Raw genomic sequence first — 22460 nt, forward strand, 5'->3', positions numbered from 1 at the left:
TATTGATGCGGAACCTCGCGCTTCAATTATTAAGTTAGCAAAGGTATAACTTTTGGATAACGAATGGGGATAAAGATTCAAATGAGCATAGGGCATGGAGCATAGGGCATGGGGAAATAGTTAATCTTGGAGTTAATGCGCTCTGCTCCTCGCTCTGTGCTCTTCTATTCAAAAAACAAACTAAAAGTAAAATGCCGTAATTTGGCCTTATCGATAGGATTTGCAAAAGGGGTATCATCATGTTTTAATACATCTCCCAAAGAATAGGAAAGTTTAATTTCTGGCGACATTTTAAAATATTCGAAGTAGAAATCAAATCCTAAACCGGCCTCATAAGATAGAAAGTTGCCTTTATTTTTTAATAGCTTTTCCTTTGGTGCAGCATTAGCGTCGTTGTTCTTTTTACCTGATGCCAAGTCTATCGAATATTTAAGCCCCCCCAGCATGTAGGCTCTAAAATTCATTAAACGATCTGATTTCAATTTTATGCCCATTGGAAAATCAACAATAGTGGCGTTAACCTTTTTCTGGATAAGTGGGCTTCCAGGATTATATGTACCAGGAATTACATAATTATAATTGATATTCCGATCGTTAAATACCAAGGTGGGTGTAAACCGGAGATCTAGATTGGGGGTAATCTGACCATTTACTACAAAACCGATTCCGAATCCAACTGAAGGTGGCGAAGAAATAGCAGATAGGTTATCCGTTGCATAGGTGCCTGTACTACTATCAAAATAGGGCTGTCGCCAATCTCTCTTTTTCGTGATCTTAAATTCTGAGGAGATATACTGAAAGCTAAATCCAAAATTAATTCTATCATCATCTATACCCCCGCCCCAATTTTGCGCCTTTGTAAAATTAGCGGCAAGTAGAAACAGTAGGATAAAGAGAGCTAATTTTTTCATCATTTGGTACCGGTATAAATAGCACTAATTCCAAACGTTAAAGAACGATGTTTGGTATTTTTATAGCCTACATTTTGCATTAGCGTGGTAAATGATTTCCCATCTGGAAAAGCGGCAACAGATTCTGGCAAATAGGTATAGGCCCTATCGTCTTTTGAAAATAACTTACCAAAAAAAGGTGTCAAGTATTTAAAATAGAAATGATACCCTTGTTTAACGGGAAAAACACTTGGTTTTGAAAATTCTAAAATCACGATTTTACCAGAAGGCTTAAGCACCCTTAACATATCTTCTAATCCTTTTTGAAGATTTTCGTAGTTTCGAACCCCAAAAGCAACGGTTATAGCATCAAATGTATTATCCTCAAATTGAAGACCTTCTGAATCGCCTAACTGAACTGAAAAAATATGCCCAAGGTTTCGCTCCTTGATTTTTTTCTTTGCCACTTCCAGCATTCCTTCAGAAATATCTACTCCTATTACTTTCTCGGGCTGCAGGATCTTTATGGATTCGAAAGCAAAGTCTCCCGTTCCTGTAGCTACATCTAAAATAATCCTAGGTTTAATTGAAGATAGTTCCCTTATCGCCTTTTTACGCCAAATGATATCGATACCTAATGATAAAAAATGATTGAGAAAATCGTATGTTCCTGAAATGTTATTGAACATGGTAGCCACCTGTTCTTTTTTACTCTCAGTGCCAGAATATGGAGTTACGTGTTGATTCATATGATAAGCCAAAGATAGCTAAATGTTATGTAAGATGTTAGATGGAAAAGGGAAGATGTGCTTTTATGGTGACTAAACGCTTATCGCCTAACGCTAAACTCTCAACTCCAAACTTATTCCTTATCTTTGCACCATGATTATAAAATCAGCAACGTTTGTGGTAAGTAATACCAAAGTTTCGGCTTTGCCTTTGCCAGATATGCCAGAATATGCCTTTATTGGACGCTCAAATGTGGGAAAATCGTCATTGATCAATATGTTGGTTTCCCAGCAGGGATTGGCAAAAACATCACAACGCCCGGGAAAAACACAGTTGATTAATCATTTTTTAATAAACGAAAAATGGTATATTGTAGATTTACCTGGGTATGGGTATGCCAAAGTTTCTAAAAGTAGCCGCGAGAAATGGGAAAAATTCATCAGAAACTATTTAACAAAGAGAGAAAATCTACAATGCGTATTTGTATTGATCGATAGTAGGTTGGAGCCTCAGAAAATAGATCTTGAATTTTGTTCGTGGTTAGGCGAATGTCAAATTCCATTTGCACTGGTCTATACCAAAGCTGATAAGCAATCTGCACCAAAAACCGACCAAAATGTAGCTAAATTTAACAAGTCATTACTTGGTTGGTTTGAAGAAGTTCCTCCATTTTTTGTTACTTCGGCCGAAAAAGGGCAGGGACGGGATAAAGTGCTACAGTTTATACACGAAGTAAATGAAGATTTTGTTATGCCTATTATCAGTTCAGATTCACCAATTTACAGTTCTCAGTTGGCTTCCGATAGCTATCGGGATGGCAGTTCCCAGTTTTCAGGCACGAATGAAGTTCATGACAATGAAAATGAGCTCAACAGTTTAGATTAAATCGTTAGTAGTCTCAGATCTCATGTCTCAAGTCTCATATCTCAATACGCTATACGCACTATTCAATACTAAATGAAGAAGTACTTCTCACTGGTTTTATTTGCTCACTCGGTTTTTGCAATGCCCTTTGCATTAATCGGTTTCTTTTTAGGAGTAACCACCACTTCTCATCCCTTCAATTGGTATATATTGTTATTGGTTATTTTATGCATGGTTTTTGCCCGAAATGCAGCCATGGCCTTTAATCGCTATTTAGATCGAAATATCGACGCTAAAAATCCACGTACCGTAATGCGCGACATCCCCGCAGGGAAAGTTTCGGCAACGGAAGCACTAACCTTTGTAATTGTGAACTGTGTGCTGTTTATAGTGGCCACTGCGTTTATAAATAGGTTGTGCCTGTATCTATCACCAATTGCTCTTTTTGTTGTGCTTTTCTACAGTTATACCAAACGCTTTACCGCTTTATGCCATTTAATTTTGGGATTAGGTCTTTCATTGGCTCCAATTGGTGCTTATATTGCTGTTACAGGGCAATTTAATATGGTGCCCCTATTTTATTCCTTTGCAGTTCTATTCTGGGTAAGTGGTTTTGATATTATTTATGCCCTACAGGACGAAAATTTTGATAGAACAGAAAACCTACACTCCATCCCCGCAGCATTGGGCATTAAAAATGCACTGCGCTTATCGGTGGTGTTACATGTTTTTTCTGCAATATGCGTAATTATGCCCCTATTTTTTGCTTCCTTTAGTTGGGTTTATTTAATCGGAATTGTATTTTTCTGTTCGATGCTTACCTATCAGCATTTGTTAGTTAAGCCAAATGATATCAGCAAGGTTGACCGGGCTTTTGCTACCACCAATGGCTACGCTTCCGTTATATTTGCTATTTGCTTTTTGGCAGATGCTTTTATGAGGACCTACCATTTAACCACATGGATAATTTGAATTAGAATAAGGGGATTAGGGGATGAGAAAGTTAATGGATTGCCCCAAACATAAAACTTTTTAACCTTCAACTATTAAGATAAAATGAACGATTTAATTATAACTAAAAAACAAAGAGTTTATATTCCACAGGTTTTAAAAATGGAATGGGATAGCTTATCTCCCCTATTAGACGAATTGCTAAAAAGACCAATCAACAGTGTTGAAGAGCTAGAAAAATGGTTAAAGGATAAGAGCGAGCTCGAAGCTGCGCTTGAAGAAGACTTTGCGTGGCGTTATATCAAAATGAGCTGCGACACGGGGAATGAGGATCTTGTTAAAGCCTTCCAATATTTCGCAACCGAAATAGAGCCAAAGATCTCTCCCATCGGTAATGAGCTGAACAAAAAGCTAAATGATAGTCCTTATATAGATCAATTGGATCAAGAAAAGTACTTTGTTTACATCCGCGCGGTTAAAAAGGCGCTAGAATTGTACAGAGAAGAAAATGTAGAGCTATTTACGTTATTGCAGGTTGCCCAGCAAAAGTACCAAGGTATTACGGGTGCAATGAGCGTAAAAATCAACGATCAGGAATATACGTTAGAACAGGCATCCAACTTTTTGAAAGATACCGACCGTACTGTTCGTCAAACTGCTTGGGAAACCATTCAGCAGCGCAGATTGGCAGATAAGGACGAACTTAACATTTTATACGATGAATTGATCGCTATGCGCCATAAAGTGGCATTAAATGCAGGGTTCGAAAATTACCGTGATTATATGTTCCAAGCTTTAGGACGATTTGACTATACTCCAAAAGATTGCTATGACTTTGCGGAGGCGATTGAAAAGGAAGTGGTTCCGATTTTAAGAGAACAGGCCGAAAAAAGAAAAGAAGCTTTAGGTTTAACTGAGCTTAAGCCTTGGGACATGGAAGTAAGTACAACAGGCAAAGCAGCACTAAAACCATTTAATAACGGTCAAGAATTAATTGACAAAAGCATTGCTTGTTTTAACGCCATTAACCCTTCATTAGGAGAAAAGTTGCAGATCATGAAAGCTAACCAACTTTTTGATGTGGAAAGTAGAATGGGCAAAGCGCCAGGTGGTTACAACTATCCCCTAGCAGAAACAGGAGCGCCTTTTATTTTCATGAACTCGGCCAATTCTTTGAGAGATTTAACCACGATGGTTCATGAGGGTGGTCATGCCATCCATACTTTTTTAACCGCTGATTTAGACCTGAACGATTTCAAACATTGTCCCTCAGAAGTTGCTGAACTAGCTTCAATGAGCATGGAATTAATTTCCATGGATTATTGGCATGTATATTTTGATAATGAAGAGGAATTAAACCGTGCTAAGAAAGAGCAGTTGGCCGATGTGCTTAAAACTTTGCCTTGGGTTGCAGTTATTGATCAGTTTCAGCATTGGGTTTATACCAATCCATACCATAATGCGGCGGACAGAGAAACTGCATTTAAACAAATTTATACCCGTTTTGGCGCTGGCTTTGCAGATTGGACAGATTTCGAACAACAGTTTGGCAATTTATGGCAAAAGCAATTGCACCTTTTCGAGGTTCCTTTTTATTATATAGAATATGCCATTGCACAATTAGGGGCAATCGCGGTTTGGAAAAACTATAAAGAAAATCCCGCTAAAGCATTGGATCAATATTTAGCTGCTTTGGCCTTAGGTTATACCAAGCCTATGAACGAAATCTATGAAACAGCAGGAATCAAATTTGATTTTAGCGCCAGCTATATTAATGAATTAGCGGTTTTTGTAAAAGAAGAATTGGATAAATTAGGTTAGTTGATCTGAGTTAGTGTTGGGAGTCTATTCAAAACTAGAAACTCCAAACTTTTTATTAAGTTTGAACAAACTATAACCAAACTATGTTCGACAAGCTATTTAGAAAAAAATCGATCAGCAAAATTTTAGAAGATGCTGCGAAGGGATACGGAGATCACGGAGATTCGCTCCATAAAACACTAGGAGTAAGAGATTTAACTGCTTTTGGGATCGCTGCAATTATAGGGGCCGGTATTTTTAGCACCATTGGTCAGGCAAGTGCCGATGGAGGGCCAGCTGTAATATTTCTGTTTATTTTTACCGCTGTCGCCTGTAGTTTTGCAGCCTTTGCGTATGCAGAATTTGCGTCGATGGTACCTGTTTCTGGGAGCGCTTATACCTATTCTTATGTTGCATTCGGAGAATTAGTGGCCTGGATTATTGGATGGTCGTTAATTATGGAATATGCCATCGGTAATATTGCTGTAGCCATCTCATGGTCTGACTATTTTACAGGATTGATGTCATCCATAAAAATCCCCGCTTTAGGTATCGACGGAATAAATATTCCAGATTGGGCATCTATGGCTTATCCTAAGGCACTTGAAGGTCATAGGCATGCCGAAGCACTATTAAGTGCAGGTAAAAGCATGGCCAACTTAGATGAAGCAACCAGAGTAGCAAATAATGCATGGCTAACATCACCAAAAGTTGGGAGTTTTCATCTTATAGCAGATTTACCAGCGTTGGGTATTATTATTTTCATTACTTGGCTGGTGTATCGTGGAATGAAAGAGTCTAGAAACGCGAGCAATGCAATGGTGGTGGTAAAATTGGCAGTTATTTTATTAGTCTTATCAGTCGGAGTATTTTATATTGATACGAAAAACTGGAATCCTTTTGCTCCAAACGGTGTATCGGGCATATTAAAAGGAGTATCAGCGGTTTTCTTTGCCTATATAGGTTTCGATGCCATTTCTACAACCGCAGAAGAATGTAAGAATCCACAAAGAGATTTACCTAAAGGTATGATGTGGGCTATTATTATATGCACTGTTTTATATGTAGCTATCGCTTTAGTCCTAACAGGGATCGTAAAATCAGATACCTTAGCCGTAGGAGATCCTTTAGCTTTTGTATTTGATGCCATCGACCTTAAATTAATGAGTGGTATCATTGCTGTTAGTGCAGTGTTTGCAATGGCAAGTGTTTTATTGGTATTTCAACTAGGTCAACCACGTATTTGGATGAGCATGAGCCGAGACGGTTTATTGCCAAAAGCATTTTCAAGGATACATCCGAAGTATAAAACACCATCATTTGCCACCATAGTCGTTGGTTTTGTGGTAGCGGTGCCTGCACTGTTTATGGACCTGACCATGGTAACCGATTTATGTTCTATAGGTACCCTATTCGCTTTTGTTCTTGTGTGTGCGGGAGTTTTAGTTTTACAAAATAGGCCCGGTGTGGTAAGGGGAAAGTTTAAAATTCCTTACGCTAATTCAAAATATATTATTCCATTGGCATTTATAGTGCTGGTTGTAATCGGGTTTACAAAGTTTAAACAGGAAACAACTGCCTTTATCACCAATCAAACTAAGACTAATGAACCCGTAACTTTTATTAAATCTTTAGATAAGAGTGAAATAGAAACCGTTAAGAATGAGATAAGCATCAATCCTGTAGTCTTGCAAGGCAAACAAATTGATGCAGAGGCTTATTTAAGTAATTTGTCTACTCAACAGTACGAGGCTTTTATTGCTAAATCCAGTATTTCTCCAGATAAAAAATATCAGAGTGGTTGGAACTTGTTTCAGCATAAAATCCCAATGTGGATCTTTTTGATTATTTGCCTCATTATTATTTACTACTGCGTAACTAAAAACCTATCATTGATACCGGTTCTAGGCTTACTGAGCTGTTTGTATATGATGTGTGAGTTAAGTATTAGCAATTGGATTGGCTTTGGAATTTGGTTGGTAGTTGGTTTGGTGGTCTACTTTGCGTATGGATTTAAGAATAGTAAGTTAGGTAACCAATTGGAAGTAAAAGAAGCCTAATCGCCCATGAAACTGCTCATGACATTTCTCCTGCTTACAATCTTTGGGAATAATAATGGGGATATGTTGCAAGAATACGGCTTTATCAAAATTAGCAAAGAACTATCAGAAAGAAGGTTTCAGGTTCAAAAAATTATTCCTGATAAAAAATACCGCTATTGGGAGTTTGTAAGTAACAACAGCCTACTCAGGAAGGAAGGAAATAATGCCTCTTACAATATTAAGACGCCTAGAGGCGGATTCTTTGGCGAATGTTTACCAGGTTATTGCTACTCTTATATCGCTACTGTTGAAGGTGATACTATAAATTACATCATCACTGAAGCGGATTTTAGGAGATTTATAGGTCGAGTTGACAATGTGGAGGAAGCATTACTCCTGAGCCGAACCTATTACCTCTATATTGATGATGAAAATCCAAGAGGCGGCGCTTATAAAAAAACTTCGAAAGGGTTCGAATTAATGTTAATGAAATATTATCTCTGCCCAGAAAAGAAGGAATCTATTAAACTTACCATTGGATTTAACGGTGAGGTAAGTATGGAATCAAAAGGTTTTTACTATGAGAGCAAGAATTGTATCGTAATTTAATGTAAAAGCATAGTGCTTAATCTAGGGGGCCAAATCTCTAAAAACCGAAACGAAAATACAACCCTCATCGAGTAGTACACTATTTTATTGGTCGGTGTCTCCACCGATCAACGAATCAAACCTCGAATGACGCAATTAAAGGTCGGCTTTTCGGTAGGTGGACACCAACCGATAGATCAATATTAGACTTTTACAATGTTTATCATTAGGTGTATCCAGGGTTGCGTCAGACCTCGTAGAGGTCATATCTCCTAAAACACCAAATCAGGATATACGACCCCGATGGGGGTCGCACACTTTCCGAAATTCTTCTAATAAGATATAATCCCTACGGGATTTAACCAGTTTTTATGGAAGGTGTCTCCACAGACCAACGAATCAACCCTCAAATCTATGCGATTAGTTAGCTATAGCTACGGTTCAGCTGTCTCGGACGGTGAAGACACCAGCTGATAGATCAATATTAGACTTTTAAAATGTTTATCATAAGGTGTATCCAGGGTTGCGTCAGACCTCGTAGAGGCCATATCTCTTAAAACACCAATCAGGATATACGACCCGCACACTTTCCGAAATTCTTCTAATAAGATATAATACCTACGGGATTTAACCAGTTTTTATGGAAGGTGTCTCCACAGACCAACGAATCAACCCTCAAATCTATGCGATTAGTTAGTTCTAGCTACGGTTCAGCTGTCTCGGACGGTGAAGACACCAGATGATAGATCAATATCAGACTTTTACAATGTTTATCATAAGGTGTCTCCTAGGTTACGTTCAGACCTCGTAGAGGCCATATCTCTTAAAACACCAAATCAGGATATACGACCCCTATGGGGGTCGCACACTTTCCGAAATTCTTCTAATAAGATTTAATCCCTACGGGATTTAACCACTTTTTATGGAAGGTGTCTCCACAGACCAACGAATCAACCCTCAAATCTATGCGATTAGTTAGCTATAGCTACGGTTCAGCTGTCTCGGACGGTGAAGACACCAGCTGATAGATCAATATTAGACTTTTAAAATGTTTATCATAAGGTGTATCCAGGGTTGCGTCAGACCTCGTAGAGGCCATATCTCTTAAAACACCAAATCAGAATATACGACCCCGATGGGGGTCGCACACTTTCCTAAACTCTTCTAATAGGATATAATCCCTACGGGATTTGACTACTTTTTATGGAAGGGTGTCTCCACAGACCAACTAATCAAACCGGTTACGTCAGACCTTGTAGATATCCATTATATCTAAGTTCAGCCTTCGGTCTATGGAAACAACTGCGATAGAAACAATTAAATCGCCAACCTTTTTAATTCTATATCATCAGGTGTTACGAAAATTAACGGTACTTTCTCCACCTCTACATAGCTTGAATCCAATCCAAAACTACTCATTTCCGACATACTAAAATGTTTTAGGATAAAGTAGTAATCCATTATCGATCGTTCGAAAAAGCTCAAATTAGTAAATTTTGACAAGTGTTTTTCGAGGAGAACAAATCTAAAATCGCCAGTTATTTTATGCTTGTTTAATGAAGTGTATTGGCTAGTGATATCTATCTCACCATTTCTAACCAATTCTTCAACCACTTTACGATACAATAGATTTATCCTTTGCTCTATCCTAAATCCTAATTTGAAATCAATCCGTATCAGTTTGCCTGGGATGAGAAATTCCACTTTATAATCCATTGTATAGGGCTCATCTACAACGTCAACATGAACCAACCAATATACATCAGCACGTTTGGGCTCTTTTTGAATAATTGAATAAATAATCTTGGATTCGATTTCAGTTTTAAAATTCGCACTGGTTAAATAAACCAATTGAGATGAGTATTTCGGCACAGAAATATCCCCACTAAGTTCGCCAATGATATTGTAATAATCTTCTATTTCTACGTATTTAACAAACCTATTCTTTATTTTTCTAGCCACATACCAACTCCACATTATTGAGAAAAGTACAGAACCAATTAAAACAGTTACCCATCCACCATGCAAAAATTTGGTTAAATTACTTACCAAAAATGTTCCTTCAATTATTAAATATGTAATCAAAAATGTCGCAATCAAATATTTTGGAAAGCGCTTACTCCTCAAATAGTAGGTCACTAAAATCGTGGTCATAAGCATGGCAATGGTAATGGATAAACCATATGCCGCATCCATTTTTTCTGCTTTTTGGAAAAGAAAGACTATTCCACAACAACCAATCCATAACATCCAATTAATTGAGGGCACATACAATTGACCTTTAGACACGGTAGGATAAACTATTCTTATTTTAGGCCAAAGGTTAAGTCTTACTGCTTCAGCAATCAAGGTAAATGACCCACTTATTAAGGCCTGACTGGCAATAATAGCTGCCATTGTAGCCAAAAAAACCATTGGAATTTGGTATTGATCTGGAACAATCTCGAAAAATGGATTCATTTTAGCACTGGGAATATAAGCACTACCATTTTGTAATATCCATACTCCTTGACCTAGATAATTTAATATTAAGGTGAGCTTAACAAAAATCCAGCTAATCCTAATATTATTTCTTCCACAATGTCCTAAATCACTATATAACGCTTCCGCACCCGTTGTACATAGGAATACTCCACCAAGTATAATAAAGGCTAAACTATTGTTTGCCAACAAATGAATTGCCCAATACGGATTAAGCGCCCTTAGAATGCTATAATCTTTTATTATAAATGATACGCCAATAACGCCTAGTACGCCAAACCAAATAAACATTACAGGCCCGAATAACTTTCCAACTAAATTTGTACCAAACTGTTGGATGATAAACAATAGTGTTAAAATGCCGATAACGATGGGGATAACTGGAACATGATCAAACTTGTTCGTTAACCCTTCAATAGCTGATGTTACCGTTATACTTGGAGTAATTATACCATCAGCAAGGAGCGCACATCCGCCTATGGTTGCTGGAATTACCAACCATTTGGCTTTTTTACGCACCAATGAAAATAAGGAAAAAATACCACCTTCACCTTTATTATCAGCCCTTAAAGTGATAATTACGTATTTTATGGTGGTCTGTAAAGTTAACGTCCAAATTATACAAGAAAGCACGCCCAACACAACTTCTGGACTTACATTTTGGTTGCCTCCTAAAATAGTAGTAAAGATAGCATTCAGCGTATATAATGGAGAAGTTCCAATATCTCCAAAAACAATCCCTAAACTTACTAAAACCCCACCTGCGGTAAGTGCGCTAACATTTTTATGATTTGACACTGCTATAAAATTTGGATGCAAAAATAATTAAATAATTAGGATTAAACTCAATTAAAATTTTAATGAAAAATAGTTTCAAAAAAATTGAAATCTCGTTAAGCAAATTGTCGTGTTAAATAGTGTTAAATATTGTTTCATTAAACAAAATCTTTGATTTCTTTGTTTAATAATTTATATTTTTGTGATGGGTAAAGATGGATTTTAAGTCAAAAATAGCGTTCTCATGGGGTTTATTGTGCACAATTTGCATAGTAATGTTATGTAGTTCAGTTGTTTTCTCCCAGAAGGTAGATAGTTCAAAAATATCAATCAAACCTAAAGCTAAAATCGTAAGCAAAGTTCCACAGATTAAGGCTAATATCCAACCCTATAGGCCGAGCATATTAGGATATAACCCATCAAATAATGCTATTGTAAGCACTTCAATGCCTAAATCAGGTAAAATCCTTACGGTTTTAAAAGTTTATCCTAATCCTGTATCTGACCAAATCAATATCAGTTTCCGCTTAGAAAGAGAGGTAATGCTTTCGATCAAAATTACTGACCTTTTGCTTAATGATGTGGTGGTGTTACTCAACGAAAGATCCTCCGCTGGCGAGCAAACGAAAACTTTTACCATCCCCAACAAATTAAATAAAGGAATGTATTTTCTTAAAATCGAAGCTGGTGGCGAGCCAAAGGTGATGAAGATTTTTGTACCGTAATCTACCAATTGTTTTTAGTTTTGCAACCATCGCTTAACGCTAATCGCCAAACGCCAAACCCATTCTGCCCATGAAAGTAATTGCTATAGGCCGCAACTATGCTGCGCATGCTAAAGAACTAAATAATGCCATCCCAACCAAGCCAATTATTTTTTTAAAACCCGATACTGCGGTTTTAAAAGACAATAAGCCTTTTTATATTCCCGATTTTTCTTCTGATATCCACTACGAACTTGAAATTGTGCTGAAGGTTTGCAAAGAAGGAAAACATATATCAGAAAAATTTGCGGCCAATTATTATGATGAAATTGGATTAGGAATTGATTTTACAGCTAGGGATATCCAAAACGAACACAAGGAGAAAGGCTTGCCCTGGGAATTAGCAAAAGCGTTCGACAATTCTGCCGCGATCAGCAATTTTTTACCGAAAACAGAATTTAAAGGAATGTACGATCTTAAGTTTGAATTGCAGATCAATAAAGAAATCCGTCAAAATGGTCATACAGCTAACCTTTTGTTCTCATTCGAAAAAATTATCTCTTTTGTTTCTCAATACATCACACTTAAAAAAGGCGACCTAATTTTTACTGGAACTCCAGAAGGTGTAGGTAGAATAAATCAAGGCGATCAGTTAGAAGCTTGGCTAGAAGGCAAACAACTGCTTAATTTTAGTGTTAAATAAGGATGTTTAAAAACTCTACCAACGTAATAGCTAAGCTTCCCATTTTTTTCAGTCTTATTTTTATCTTCGCCATCAAGGCTGATGCTCAACAAATTTTTAGCAAAAATACTTATCCACTAACGGATTTTAGACCGCCGCTCGATATTGTTCCACCAGCATTGGCAGGATCATTTGGAGAATTAAGAAGCAATCACTTCCATTCGGGAGTTGATTTTAAGACTAACCAGCGAACAGGTTATCCGGTTTATGCAACCGCTGATGGCTATATATCAAGACTCAGGGTCCAAAACAGCGGCTTTGGCTTGTCAGTATACATAAATCACCCTAATGGTTATACTTCAGTATATGGGCATTTATCACGTTATAGCCCAAAAATTGCTCCATTGGTTAAAAATATTCAGTACCAGAAAAAATCTTATGAAATTGATGAATTTCCTGCAGTAGATCAAATCCCGGTGAGAAGAGGAGATATCATTGCCTATTCTGGCAATACCGGAAGTTCGGGAGGGCCGCACCTTCACTTCGAAATACGCGACACAAAAACAGAGGCTACCATCAATCCGCAGTTCTTTGGTATTCAAATTCCCGATAACATTCCGCCTGTAATTTATGCGATGTATGTTTATCGCCTTAATGGTAAACCTTTCAATGAATTTACCCCTAAACAGTACTTTCAGGTGGTTGGCTCTGGAGGAAATTATAGCTTAAATAAGGTTACCACTATTAATCTAAATGGAGAAGTTGGTTTTGGCATTACCACAACAGACAAACATAATGGGCTATCTGGACTAAATGGGGTATATTCGATCGAATTATTTGTAGATGACTCGGCTGTATTTACCTCAGCATTAGAGCGATTTAGTTTTGACAATAGCAAAGCAATCAATTCACATCTCGACTACCCTGCATTATTAAACCTGAAACGAAATATCCAGAAAAGTTTCGTAGATCCCGGAAATCCTTTACAGATCTACAGCAATTTGCTTAACAATGGTCGGATCGTATTTAACGATGGGAAACTACATCGGGTTAAATATCAGATCACCGATTCTAAAGGCAACAAAAGTATTTTGCAGTTTAATGTTCAAGCTAATGCTAATGCTGTTATCGATAATCCAAGTCCTACCACAGGAAATACATTCCTCTATAATAAAATAAACGAGTACAACACTGATGAAATTAAGGTGATATTACCTAAGGGCACATTGTATAACGACCTCAATTTTATTTATAAAAAGGGTACGAAGCCTCAACAAAATGCATTTTCGGCCATGCATCAAATCCACAATAACCTAACGCCTTTGCATGTAGGTTTCGAACTATGGATAAAGGCCGATAGTAACTTAGTAAAATATCAACAAAAAGCATTAATTGTAAATGCAAATCGCATATCACAAGGTGGATTTTATGAAAATGGCTATGTTAAAGCAATGCCCAGAAGCTTTGGTAGTTTCTTTATCGCCATAGATACCGTGGCACCCATTATCGTCCCGGTTAACATAGCCGACGGCAAAAACATGGCCACCCAATCTAAAATAAGCTTCAGAATTAGTGATAATCTCTCTGGAATCAAGAGTTTTAATGGCTATATTGATGGAAAATGGATTTTGATGGAATTTGATTCTAAAACAGCAAATTTATGGCATAACTTTGATGAGAGAACTCATGCTGGCAACCACACTTTCCAATTGATTGTTACCGATATGAAAGATAATGTGAAGAAGTATGAGATTGAGTTTTATCGATAAACTGAAGAATAAAAATTGTTGAATTGTTATATTGTTGAATTGTTTGCATGATGCTAAAGAGCAATCAAATAATAACAATCCATTTAGCTTGATATCGGGAACAATATAGCAATCGAACAATATAACAATCCATTTAGCTTGATGCCAGAAAACAATATAGCAATCAAACAATATAACAATACAAATATGATTCCACTTACAGAAGGGACTCAAGCCCCAAAATTTAACGCTAAGGATCAAGATGGAAATGAGGTTTCCTTAGACCAGTTTAAAGGAAAAAAAGTAGTGCTGTATTTTTACCCAAAGGATGACACCCCCGGTTGTACAGCAGAAGCCTGCGATTTTAGAGACAATTATCAGGGATTAAAAGCTCAAGGAATTGAAGTGCTGGGCGTAAGTGTTGATGATGAAAGGTCGCATCAAAAATTTATCACCAAACATAGCCTTCCATTTACCCTTTTGGCAGATACAGATCAAAAAATTGTTAATTCTTATGGCGTCTGGGGCGAAAAAAACATGTATGGCAAAAAATACATGGGCATCAATCGTACTACTTTCGTTATTGATGAAGAAGGTAACATTGCCCACATTATTACCAAGGTAGACACTAAAAGCCCGACAGCCCAAGTCTTAGATTTAATTAAAGGATAAGTATTCTTGCACATAGAAATTTTATTAACTTGCGCTGGAGTAAAACTAGATCATAGTTCATAGCAAATGGTTAATAGTCTGGGAGCTTAGGCATCCTTCGCGAACCATGAACCATGAACCAAAAAAATATTTTAACAAATGAAACATACAATTAGTGAATTAGAAGATATTGCCTCGCAAGTAAGAAGAGACTGTTTAAGAATGGTTCATGGCGTGCAATCTGGTCACCCAGGTGCTTCATTGGGCTGTGCAGATTTTTTTACTGCATTATACTTTGAAGTGCTTAACCATAATCCAAAATTTAACATGGATGGTGAAGGAGAAGATCTATTTTTTCTTTCTAATGGTCACATCTCGCCCGTTTGGTATAGTGTACTGGCCAGATCAGGCTATTTTAAAGTTAGCGAATTGGCTACATTTAGAAAGTTGGATTCTAGATTACAAGGTCATCCTACCACACACGAGGGCTTACCTGGAATTAGGGTGGCATCGGGGTCTTTGGGCCAAGGTCTGTCAGTTGCAATTGGCGCGGCCCTCACTAAAAAATTAAATGGTGATAAATCGTTAATTTATACCCTTCAAGGTGATGGAGAGCTACAGGAAGGCCAAAACTGGGAAGCATTTATGTTCGCTCCTTTCCACAAAGTGGACAATTTAATAGCTAGTATAGATTATAATGGTCAACAAATAGATGGCCCAACAGAAAAGGTACTCTCTTTAGAAAACCTTGAAGCCAAATTCCAAGCTTTTGGCTGGCATGTAATTACTTCAGATGGAAACGACATGGCAGAAATTACCAAAGCATTGCACTATGCTAAATCATTAACGGGTAAGGGCAAGCCTATTTTAAACCTGATGAGTACCCAAATGGGTTATGGTGTTGATTTTATGGTAGGCTCTCACAAATGGCATGGTTCTGCACCAAGTGATGAACAGCTTAAAACAGCGCTGGATCAAATTAAACAAACAGCTGGAGACTACTAGCGTTACGCGATGGGCGCTAAGCGATTACCAACGCTTAGCGCTTTGCGCTTAACTTAAAAGATTTTATAATGAAAAAATATACATATACAGAAAAAAAAGATACACGGTCGGGCTTTGGAGTAGGTTTACATGAAGCTGGAAAACGTAATCCAAATGTAGTAGCACTATGTGCCGATTTAGTGGGTTCACTAAAAATGGATGCTTTTATTAAAGATTTTCCTGAACGTTTTGTTCAGGTCGGTATTGCCGAAGCAAATATGATGGGTATTGCTGCTGGGATGACTATAGGTGGTAAAATCCCTTTTACAGGAACCTTTGCCAATTTTTCTACAGGAAGGGTTTATGATCAGATCAGACAATCAATAGCTTATTCTAACAAAAATGTTAAAATCTGCGCATCACATGCCGGTTTAACCCTTGGTGAGGATGGTGCAACACACCAGATCCTGGAAGATATCGGTTTAATGAAGATGTTACCTGGCATGGTTGTTATTAATCCTTGCGATTTTAACCAGACCAAAGCTGCCACTTTAGCCATTATGGATTATGAAGGTCCGGTTTACTTACGTTTTGGACGTCCTGTTATCCCTGTGTTTACAGCCGAAGATCAAAAGTTTGAAATAGGTAAGGCTTGGATGGTAAATGAGGGTACCGACGTAACTATTGTGGCAACTGGACATATGGTATGGAGAGCGATAGAAGCCGGAGAAAAATTAGCCGAACTGGGCATTGACGCTGAAATTATAAATATCCACACCATTAAACCTCTGGATGAAAAAGCCATCTTAAAATCAGTGAAGAAAACTGGATGTATCGTTACCTGTGAAGAACATAATAAGTTTGGTGGATTAGGTGAGAGTATTGCACGTTTATTAACCACAGAATATTTAGCTCCACAAGAATTTGTAGCGGTAAATGACAGTTTTGGCGAAAGCGCAACCCCTGATCAGTTAATGACCAAGTATAAATTGGATCCTGCTGATATTGTTGCTGCAGCCCAAAAAGTAATGAAAAGGAAAGCAAAATAAATAGATTTGAGATATGAGATTCGAGACATCAAGTCTAACCCAATCTCACATCTCACATCTCAAATCTGATCAAGAATGAAACAAGTTGAAGACGCAGAGATTTTGCAAAAATTTAGTGTAGAAAAAACACGAAATGAGGCCTTCAACCTGCTTTTAACTAAATACCAGCAAAAAATATACTGGCACGTCCGCAGATTGGTTATCGACCATGATGATACTGACGATCTGGTGCAGGAAACTTTTGTTAAAGTTTGGAAAAACCTGGCCAATTTTAGGAGCGATTCCCAATTATATACTTGGATCTATAGAATTGCCACCAACGAATCAATTACCTTTCTGAATAAAAAGAAAATAAAAAATAACATCTCTTTAGACGATGTGAGTGGCGAATTGGCTGAAAGCCTAGTAGAATCAGCCTACTTTGATGGCGATAAAATTCAACGAAAACTCCAGGAAGCTGTGCTAACCCTGCCCGAAAAACAACGAATAATTTTTAACATGAAATATTTCGATGATATGAAATATGATGAAATCTCTGAAGTTCTGGGTACCAGCGTAGGTGCCCTAAAAGCTTCTTTTCATATTGCGGTTAAGAAAATAGAAAGTATTTTACTAAATGAAGATTAAGTATTAAACCTTTTATGCTAAAATCTATCAATACTATTGTGATGAGTAATAAAGATGAAAATATGGCGAATGCCCCAAAGGGGTCCCATGGGGAGAAAAAGGAAGCGCCGCTGTTAGCTGGCTTACCTGTATCTACGCCTTATCGTGTGCCGGATGGGTATTTTGATGATTTGCAAGCTAACATTAACCATGCGATATTTTTGGATGGCCTAAAGACAACCGAAAATTCGGGCTTTAAAGTGCCGCAAAATTATTTCGAAGAACTGGGTAATCAGATCGAAAGTAGGATTGCTGTTGAAGAACTTAAGAGCTTAGTTAAGCATGAGGGTTTTATAACTCCAGCAAATTATTTTGATCAGCTCCAAAACCAGATTATAAGCAAAACTTCAGGTGCAGTATCACAGCCTAAAGTTATTAAATTATGGCATAGAGAAGCCATGAAATATGTTTCGGCAGCTTGTTTTTTCGTTGTCATCGCCTCTGGGCTTTATTTAAAACAACAAAATGAGGTGAAGGAAATTGCTAGCCTCGAACTCGCCAACGAACAGGTATTATATGATATTGACGAAAGTGTAATTTTCGAACACATTGAAGAAAGTCAAGCCGCTAGTAGTGCAACTCCAACAGAAATGGAAAACTATATTTTAGATAATTTCTCATCGAGTGATTTAGCAAATAATTTATAAATGATAAGCCAGGCAAGCTTGACATTTGAAAAGACATCTATCAAAAACAGTATATACCAATGAAAAACCTATTAATTGCCCTATTATTTATTTCATTACCCAGTTTTATCTTCGCTCAAGGGCCGGGACCAAGAATGGATGATGAAAAATGGGAATCTAGAAAAGTAGCTTTTTTAACTACCAAGCTAGATCTAAGCCCTGCGGATGCTAAGATTTTTTGGCCTATTTACAATGAATATACAAAGGAGCAAAGCGCATTAAGGAAAGAACGTTTTCAAAAAATGATCAGCTTTAGAAAATTAAAAGAAATTGATGATCTTTCTGATACAGAGATACAAACCTTGATCTTAAATGATTTTGCTTTTAAACAGAGAGATTTAAATATCGAAAAAAAATATTACAATAAACTTAAATCCAGCCTTCCCATAAAAATTGTTGGAAAGTTTTATAGGGCCCAAGAATCGTTTAAGAAAGAAATCCTCAATCAGTTTAGAGGTGGCAATGCTCAAAGAAAAACTGACTAAATAATAATTAATTTTTTTTAAAGAATCCTGTATGTTAAACCGTGCAGGATTTTTTATTTTCATTTGTTGAGCCGATAAAGGTTAACTTTGCCACATGCTTACACAACGTGAATTATTTCTTAAACACAATGCCCAAACCTCATCTAGTCCACTTTTATTAGAATTTGTGAAGGCAAAGGGATTGTATATGTATGATTCTGCTGGCAAAAAATATATGGACCTGATTGCAGGAATCGGTGTAAGTAATGTTGGCCATTGCCATGAATCGGTTGTTGATGCTGTTAAAAAACAAGCTGAAACCTATATGCACTTAATGGTATATGGCGAATTTGTCCAAAGTCCACAGGTTAATTTTGCCAGGGCTCTAGCGTCTGTTTTACCAGAAAATTTAAACTGCACCTACTTTGTAAATTCTGGAGCAGAGGCGGTTGAGGGCGCTATGAAACTAGCAAAGCGATATACGAACAGGAGCGAGATTATCGCCTATAGAGATAGCTATCACGGGAGTACTCAGGGTGCACTAAGTTTAATGGGAAATGAAGAATTTAAGCGGGCATATCGTCCACTTTTACCTTCAATAAAGTTCATTGATTTTAACCACTTACCTGATATAGAATTAATTACCGAACAAACTGCTGCAGTTTTTATAGAAACTATGCAGGGCGAAGCAGGAGTTAGAATTCCGGATTCAAGCTATATGACAGCACTTCGCGAAAAATGTACATCAACAGGAACATTATTGGTTTTGGATGAGATACAATGTGGTTTTGGCAGAACAGGAAAACTTTTCGGGTTTGAGCATTTTAATGTTGTTCCGGATATTTTATTATTGGCTAAAGGTATGGGCGGTGGCATGCCTATTGGGGCATTTATCGCTTCAACCACGTTAATGGCAGTCTTTACCGATAATCCTATCTTAGGGCACATAACCACGTTTGGAGGCCATCCCGTGAGTTGTGCAGCCGGATTAGCTACTTTAAATGCAATTTTATCCGAAAACCTAATTGAGGAAGTTAATGCAAAAGGCAAGTTATTTAAAACCCTATTAAAACACAATGCAATTAAGGAAGTGAGAGGAATGGGGTTGATGCTTGCAGTTGAATTTGAAAGCTACCAAATCAATAAAAGAATAATTGATGGGTGTATCGCCGATGGCATTATTACCGATTGGTTTTTGCATTGCAGTAACTCCATGCGCATTGCACCACCTTTAATTATTACTGAAGAAGAGATTAAGGAAGCCTGTTCAGTAATTCTTAAAAATATAGAGCAACATCATTAGCTAATCAGCTAATTTGTTAATTAGCTAATTCATCTTCTGCCTTTTAATCAAATATCCCTGTAAAATCTGATCAAATCCTGCATTAATATCTGCATCAATCATATCAATTTTATATTGCGCACATTTCAGTGCTATTTTCTGTCTATATTCACTCATTTGAGCCAAATAAGAGGCTGCTACTTTAGAGGTATGCACTTTAAGTTCTGCACCGGTCTCCATATCGATAAATTGATACGGACGATTTGCAAAATTGAAATCAACCTCTTTACTCTTATCGGTAACATTAAAAATTACTACTTCATGCTTGTTAAATTTCAAGTGCTGCAGAGATGAGAACAAGGTCGAAATTTTATCTTCATCCTGAGCAGTCTGCAATAAATCGCTAAATATAATTACAAGAGACCGTTTATGGATAAGTTCTGCAACCTGGTGCAATGCCAATGATAGGTTGGTCTGAATATTTAGTTTAGGAGTTTGAAGCACTTGCTCTAACTGTGCAAAGAGATATTTCTGATGCGCATTAGTAGATTTAGCTTGTGTACTTAAGTTAAGCTGATCTGTAAACAAACTTAAACCAAATGCATCACGTTGTTTTTTTAACAAATAAATTAATGCAGCTGTACTTTGGACAGAAAACGTTAATTTATTATACTTATCATCAGGGAAATACATAGATGACGAAGCATCTATTACAAACTGACAACGCAAATTTGTTTCTTCTTCGTAACGCTTGCTAAATAACTTATCCGTTTTGGCGAACAGTTTCCAATCAATATTTTTTACACTATCACCCGTATTGTACAAACGATGTTCTGCAAATTCAACAGAGAAACCATGAAACGGGCTTTTATGTAAGCCCGTAATAAACCCTTCAACTACTTGTTTGGCCAGTAGCTCGAGGTTAGTAGAAAGATGGAGGTTATCGTAGAGGTTATCCATTCTGTAGGCTGTATCGAGTTTTTGCGCTAATTAAGCCCTTCGACTACGCTCAGGGTGACAGATGCAGTAGAGTTATCTCTTAAGATGTCATCCTGAGCGTAGTCGAAAGACAGTGTAATCATCTTCTATTTTTTGGATATTCGATATAGATTACCTCCATCGGTAACTGCGTACAATGCACCGTCCTTACCTTCAACAAGGTCGCGGAACCGTTCTCCTTTATCTTCTAGCAATCTTTCTTCGCCAACAATTTTATTGCCCTTAATTACCAAGCGGATGATGTGTGAACCACTTAAAGCGCCCACAAATAGATTACCTTTCCACTCGGCAATCTGATTACCATTATAAAATGCGATACTCCCCGGAGAAATAACCGGATTCCAATAGTAAAGCGGTTGTTCCATCCCAGCTTTTTGTTGAATACCATCTCCTACTTTCGCACCACTATATTCGGTACCATAGGTGATTACTGGCCACCCATAATTTTTACCTGGTTTAATGATATTAATTTCATCGCCTCCTCGTGGACCAAATTCTGCTTCCCATAACTCACCAGTTTGTGGATTTATGGCCAAACCGTCAGGATTACGAAGTCCATACGCATAAATTTCAGGCCTTGCCCCTGTGGTATTGGCAAATGGCCCGCCAGCAACTGCCTTTCCACTTTGTGTGATGTGCAGTATTTTACCCAACGACGAATTGAGATATTGGGCCTGCATCCTTATATCTTTGCCAGAACGCTCGCCGGTGCTAACAAATAAGTTATCATCTTTATCAAAAACTATTCGAGATCCATATTGAAGTTTACCGCTATAAACCGGATTGGCACGATAAATTATAACCTGGTTCTCAATTGAAGTTTCATTAGCCGATAATTTTCCTTTTGCGATAACCAGTACTGCCCCATTGTCTTGTGGTTCGGCATATGCCCAAAAAATCATCCTATTTTTATCAAAATCAGGTGATAAGGTAGCATCTAACAATCCACCTTGTCCCGAATCATCTACTTTGGGTAATCCCGTAATCTTTTTTGATAACTTCCCATCCGCATTTAAAATAACCATATTTCCTTCTTTTTGGGTTATTAAAAACCTGCCATCAGGCATTTGAGAAATACTCCAAGGATTTTCTAATTGTTTATTTACAACAGCAATGTTCAAGGCAGCAACTGTTTTTACCCCAGCAATCCGCGTTTGTCCAACGAATGCGGGCTTGTAATCTGCAGTTGGCCTATTAGTTTCGACAGGATTTTGAGCAAAAATCGACGTTGTTATGCAGAGCGATAAAATGGCTAAAAGGGTATTTGATTTAAGTTTCATGGTAAAAGTATTAATATTTCTAAAGGATTTTATGAAAACGCTAATTAGAGTAGGAAAAATAACAAATAATTCTGGTGTTTATAAATTCTATCTATCAAGTTTATAAAACTCATCGAATGGATATTGGCATCAGGCATATATCC

19 protein-coding genes and 1 pseudogene are annotated in these 22460 nt (G+C 37.4%); 15 read left to right on the forward strand and 5 right to left on the reverse strand.

Annotated features, from left to right (window positions below; all coding sequences use genetic code 11):
• Nucleotides 1–164: 164 nt before the first annotated feature.
• Together porT and ubiE are read right to left on the reverse strand one after the other, a co-directional pair.
• Nucleotides 165–914, reverse strand: coding sequence for a type IX secretion/gliding motility protein PorT/SprT (gene porT, locus AC6H0V_RS09980; RefSeq protein ID WP_497560043.1), 750 nt, complete (start codon nt 912–914; stop codon nt 165–167).
• Nucleotides 911–1639 carry a bifunctional demethylmenaquinone methyltransferase/2-methoxy-6-polyprenyl-1,4-benzoquinol methylase UbiE gene (ubiE, locus tag AC6H0V_RS09985; protein ID WP_497560044.1) on the reverse strand — a complete coding sequence of 243 codons (729 nt, stop codon included), beginning with the start codon at nt 1637–1639 and terminating at the stop codon, nt 911–913. The genes porT and ubiE overlap by 4 nt, the downstream gene beginning before the upstream one ends.
• Before the next feature lie 133 nt (nt 1640–1772).
• Here ubiE and yihA point away from each other — a divergent pair.
• The 5 genes and pseudogenes from yihA to AC6H0V_RS10010 all read left to right on the forward strand — a co-directional run.
• Nucleotides 1773–2375 (forward strand): annotated as a pseudogene (gene yihA, locus AC6H0V_RS09990) (ribosome biogenesis GTP-binding protein YihA/YsxC); the annotation flags it as partial.
• Nucleotides 2376–2576: 201 nt separating this feature from the next.
• Nucleotides 2577–3455 (forward strand): UbiA-like polyprenyltransferase, encoded by an 879-nt coding sequence (locus AC6H0V_RS09995; protein ID WP_497560045.1) that lies wholly within the window; start codon nt 2577–2579, stop codon nt 3453–3455.
• Nucleotides 3456–3539: 84 nt separating this feature from the next.
• Nucleotides 3540–5255 (forward strand): M3 family oligoendopeptidase, encoded by a 1716-nt coding sequence (locus AC6H0V_RS10000; RefSeq protein ID WP_497560046.1) that lies wholly within the window; start codon nt 3540–3542, stop codon nt 5253–5255.
• Between the two features lie 83 nt (nt 5256–5338).
• On the forward strand, nt 5339–7294 hold the full coding sequence (locus tag AC6H0V_RS10005) for an amino acid permease (RefSeq protein WP_497560047.1): 1956 nt from the start codon (nt 5339–5341) through the stop codon (nt 7292–7294).
• A 6-nt stretch (nt 7295–7300) separates the two neighbouring features.
• Nucleotides 7301–7885, forward strand: a complete 585-nt coding sequence (locus AC6H0V_RS10010; protein ID WP_497560048.1) for a hypothetical protein — start codon at nt 7301–7303, stop codon at nt 7883–7885.
• 1296 nt (nt 7886–9181) lie between these two features.
• Here the strand turns inward: AC6H0V_RS10010 and AC6H0V_RS10015 are convergent.
• On the reverse strand, nt 9182–11143 hold the full coding sequence (locus tag AC6H0V_RS10015) for a KUP/HAK/KT family potassium transporter (RefSeq protein ID WP_497560049.1): 1962 nt from the start codon (nt 11141–11143) through the stop codon (nt 9182–9184).
• A 254-nt stretch (nt 11144–11397) separates the two neighbouring features.
• Between AC6H0V_RS10015 and AC6H0V_RS10020 the strand changes: the two genes are divergently transcribed.
• From AC6H0V_RS10020 to AC6H0V_RS10065, 10 genes are all read left to right on the forward strand, one after another.
• Nucleotides 11398–11847 (forward strand): T9SS type A sorting domain-containing protein, encoded by a 450-nt coding sequence (locus AC6H0V_RS10020; protein WP_497560050.1) that lies wholly within the window; start codon nt 11398–11400, stop codon nt 11845–11847.
• A 70-nt stretch (nt 11848–11917) separates the two neighbouring features.
• A complete protein-coding gene (locus AC6H0V_RS10025) occupies nt 11918–12529 on the forward strand; it encodes a fumarylacetoacetate hydrolase family protein (RefSeq protein ID WP_497560051.1) in 612 nt (203 codons plus the stop codon).
• Nucleotides 12530–12531: 2 nt separating this feature from the next.
• Entirely contained in the window at nt 12532–14277 is a 1746-nt protein-coding gene (locus AC6H0V_RS10030) for a M23 family metallopeptidase (protein WP_497560052.1), read from the forward strand.
• A gap of 186 nt (nt 14278–14463) precedes the next feature.
• Complete coding sequence (bcp, locus tag AC6H0V_RS10035; protein WP_497560053.1) at nt 14464–14928, forward strand: thioredoxin-dependent thiol peroxidase; 465 nt, start codon at nt 14464–14466, stop codon at nt 14926–14928.
• A gap of 138 nt (nt 14929–15066) precedes the next feature.
• Nucleotides 15067–15912 carry a transketolase gene (locus tag AC6H0V_RS10040; protein WP_497560054.1) on the forward strand — a complete coding sequence of 282 codons (846 nt, stop codon included), beginning with the start codon at nt 15067–15069 and terminating at the stop codon, nt 15910–15912.
• Nucleotides 15913–15980: 68 nt separating this feature from the next.
• Nucleotides 15981–16940: a transketolase family protein gene (locus AC6H0V_RS10045; protein WP_497560055.1), complete on the forward strand. Its 960-nt coding sequence runs from the start codon at nt 15981–15983 to the stop codon at nt 16938–16940.
• 75 nt (nt 16941–17015) lie between these two features.
• Nucleotides 17016–17567, forward strand: coding sequence for an RNA polymerase sigma factor (locus tag AC6H0V_RS10050; RefSeq protein WP_497560056.1), 552 nt, complete (start codon nt 17016–17018; stop codon nt 17565–17567).
• A gap of 14 nt (nt 17568–17581) precedes the next feature.
• Nucleotides 17582–18253 carry a hypothetical protein gene (locus AC6H0V_RS10055; protein WP_497560057.1) on the forward strand — a complete coding sequence of 224 codons (672 nt, stop codon included), beginning with the start codon at nt 17582–17584 and terminating at the stop codon, nt 18251–18253.
• A 59-nt stretch (nt 18254–18312) separates the two neighbouring features.
• Complete coding sequence (locus AC6H0V_RS10060; RefSeq protein ID WP_497560058.1) at nt 18313–18777, forward strand: hypothetical protein; 465 nt, start codon at nt 18313–18315, stop codon at nt 18775–18777.
• A gap of 94 nt (nt 18778–18871) precedes the next feature.
• On the forward strand, nt 18872–20059 hold the full coding sequence (locus tag AC6H0V_RS10065) for an aspartate aminotransferase family protein (protein ID WP_497560059.1): 1188 nt from the start codon (nt 18872–18874) through the stop codon (nt 20057–20059).
• 24 nt (nt 20060–20083) lie between these two features.
• On the opposite strand, the gene AC6H0V_RS10070 is transcribed toward AC6H0V_RS10065, so the two are convergent.
• On the reverse strand, nt 20084–20998 hold the full coding sequence (locus AC6H0V_RS10070) for a DUF58 domain-containing protein (protein WP_497560060.1): 915 nt from the start codon (nt 20996–20998) through the stop codon (nt 20084–20086).
• Between the two features lie 125 nt (nt 20999–21123).
• Nucleotides 21124–22317: a PQQ-dependent sugar dehydrogenase gene (locus AC6H0V_RS10075; protein ID WP_497560061.1), complete on the reverse strand. Its 1194-nt coding sequence runs from the start codon at nt 22315–22317 to the stop codon at nt 21124–21126.
• Nucleotides 22318–22460 lie beyond the last annotated feature (143 nt).

It is taken from the genome of Pedobacter sp. NO84 (assembly GCF_059703915.1).

Coding starts and splice junctions, on each gene's coding strand:
- porT (WP_497560043.1), bottom strand. CDS start 914: ATGATGAAAAAATTAGCTCTCTTTATCCTACTGTTTCTACTTGCCGCT.
- ubiE (WP_497560044.1), bottom strand. CDS start 1,639: ATGAATCAACACGTAACTCCATATTCTGGCACTGAGAGTAAAAAAGAA.
- AC6H0V_RS09995 (WP_497560045.1), top strand. CDS start 2,577: ATGAAGAAGTACTTCTCACTGGTTTTATTTGCTCACTCGGTTTTTGCA.
- AC6H0V_RS10000 (WP_497560046.1), top strand. CDS start 3,540: ATGAACGATTTAATTATAACTAAAAAACAAAGAGTTTATATTCCACAG.
- AC6H0V_RS10005 (WP_497560047.1), top strand. CDS start 5,339: ATGTTCGACAAGCTATTTAGAAAAAAATCGATCAGCAAAATTTTAGAA.
- AC6H0V_RS10010 (WP_497560048.1), top strand. CDS start 7,301: ATGAAACTGCTCATGACATTTCTCCTGCTTACAATCTTTGGGAATAAT.
- AC6H0V_RS10020 (WP_497560050.1), top strand. CDS start 11,398: ATGTTATGTAGTTCAGTTGTTTTCTCCCAGAAGGTAGATAGTTCAAAA.
- AC6H0V_RS10025 (WP_497560051.1), top strand. CDS start 11,918: ATGAAAGTAATTGCTATAGGCCGCAACTATGCTGCGCATGCTAAAGAA.
- AC6H0V_RS10030 (WP_497560052.1), top strand. CDS start 12,532: ATGTTTAAAAACTCTACCAACGTAATAGCTAAGCTTCCCATTTTTTTC.
- bcp (WP_497560053.1), top strand. CDS start 14,464: ATGATTCCACTTACAGAAGGGACTCAAGCCCCAAAATTTAACGCTAAG.
- AC6H0V_RS10040 (WP_497560054.1), top strand. CDS start 15,067: ATGAAACATACAATTAGTGAATTAGAAGATATTGCCTCGCAAGTAAGA.
- AC6H0V_RS10045 (WP_497560055.1), top strand. CDS start 15,981: ATGAAAAAATATACATATACAGAAAAAAAAGATACACGGTCGGGCTTT.
- AC6H0V_RS10050 (WP_497560056.1), top strand. CDS start 17,016: ATGAAACAAGTTGAAGACGCAGAGATTTTGCAAAAATTTAGTGTAGAA.
- AC6H0V_RS10055 (WP_497560057.1), top strand. CDS start 17,582: ATGCTAAAATCTATCAATACTATTGTGATGAGTAATAAAGATGAAAAT.
- AC6H0V_RS10060 (WP_497560058.1), top strand. CDS start 18,313: ATGAAAAACCTATTAATTGCCCTATTATTTATTTCATTACCCAGTTTT.
- AC6H0V_RS10065 (WP_497560059.1), top strand. CDS start 18,872: ATGCTTACACAACGTGAATTATTTCTTAAACACAATGCCCAAACCTCA.
- AC6H0V_RS10070 (WP_497560060.1), bottom strand. CDS start 20,998: ATGGATAACCTCTACGATAACCTCCATCTTTCTACTAACCTCGAGCTA.
- AC6H0V_RS10075 (WP_497560061.1), bottom strand. CDS start 22,317: ATGAAACTTAAATCAAATACCCTTTTAGCCATTTTATCGCTCTGCATA.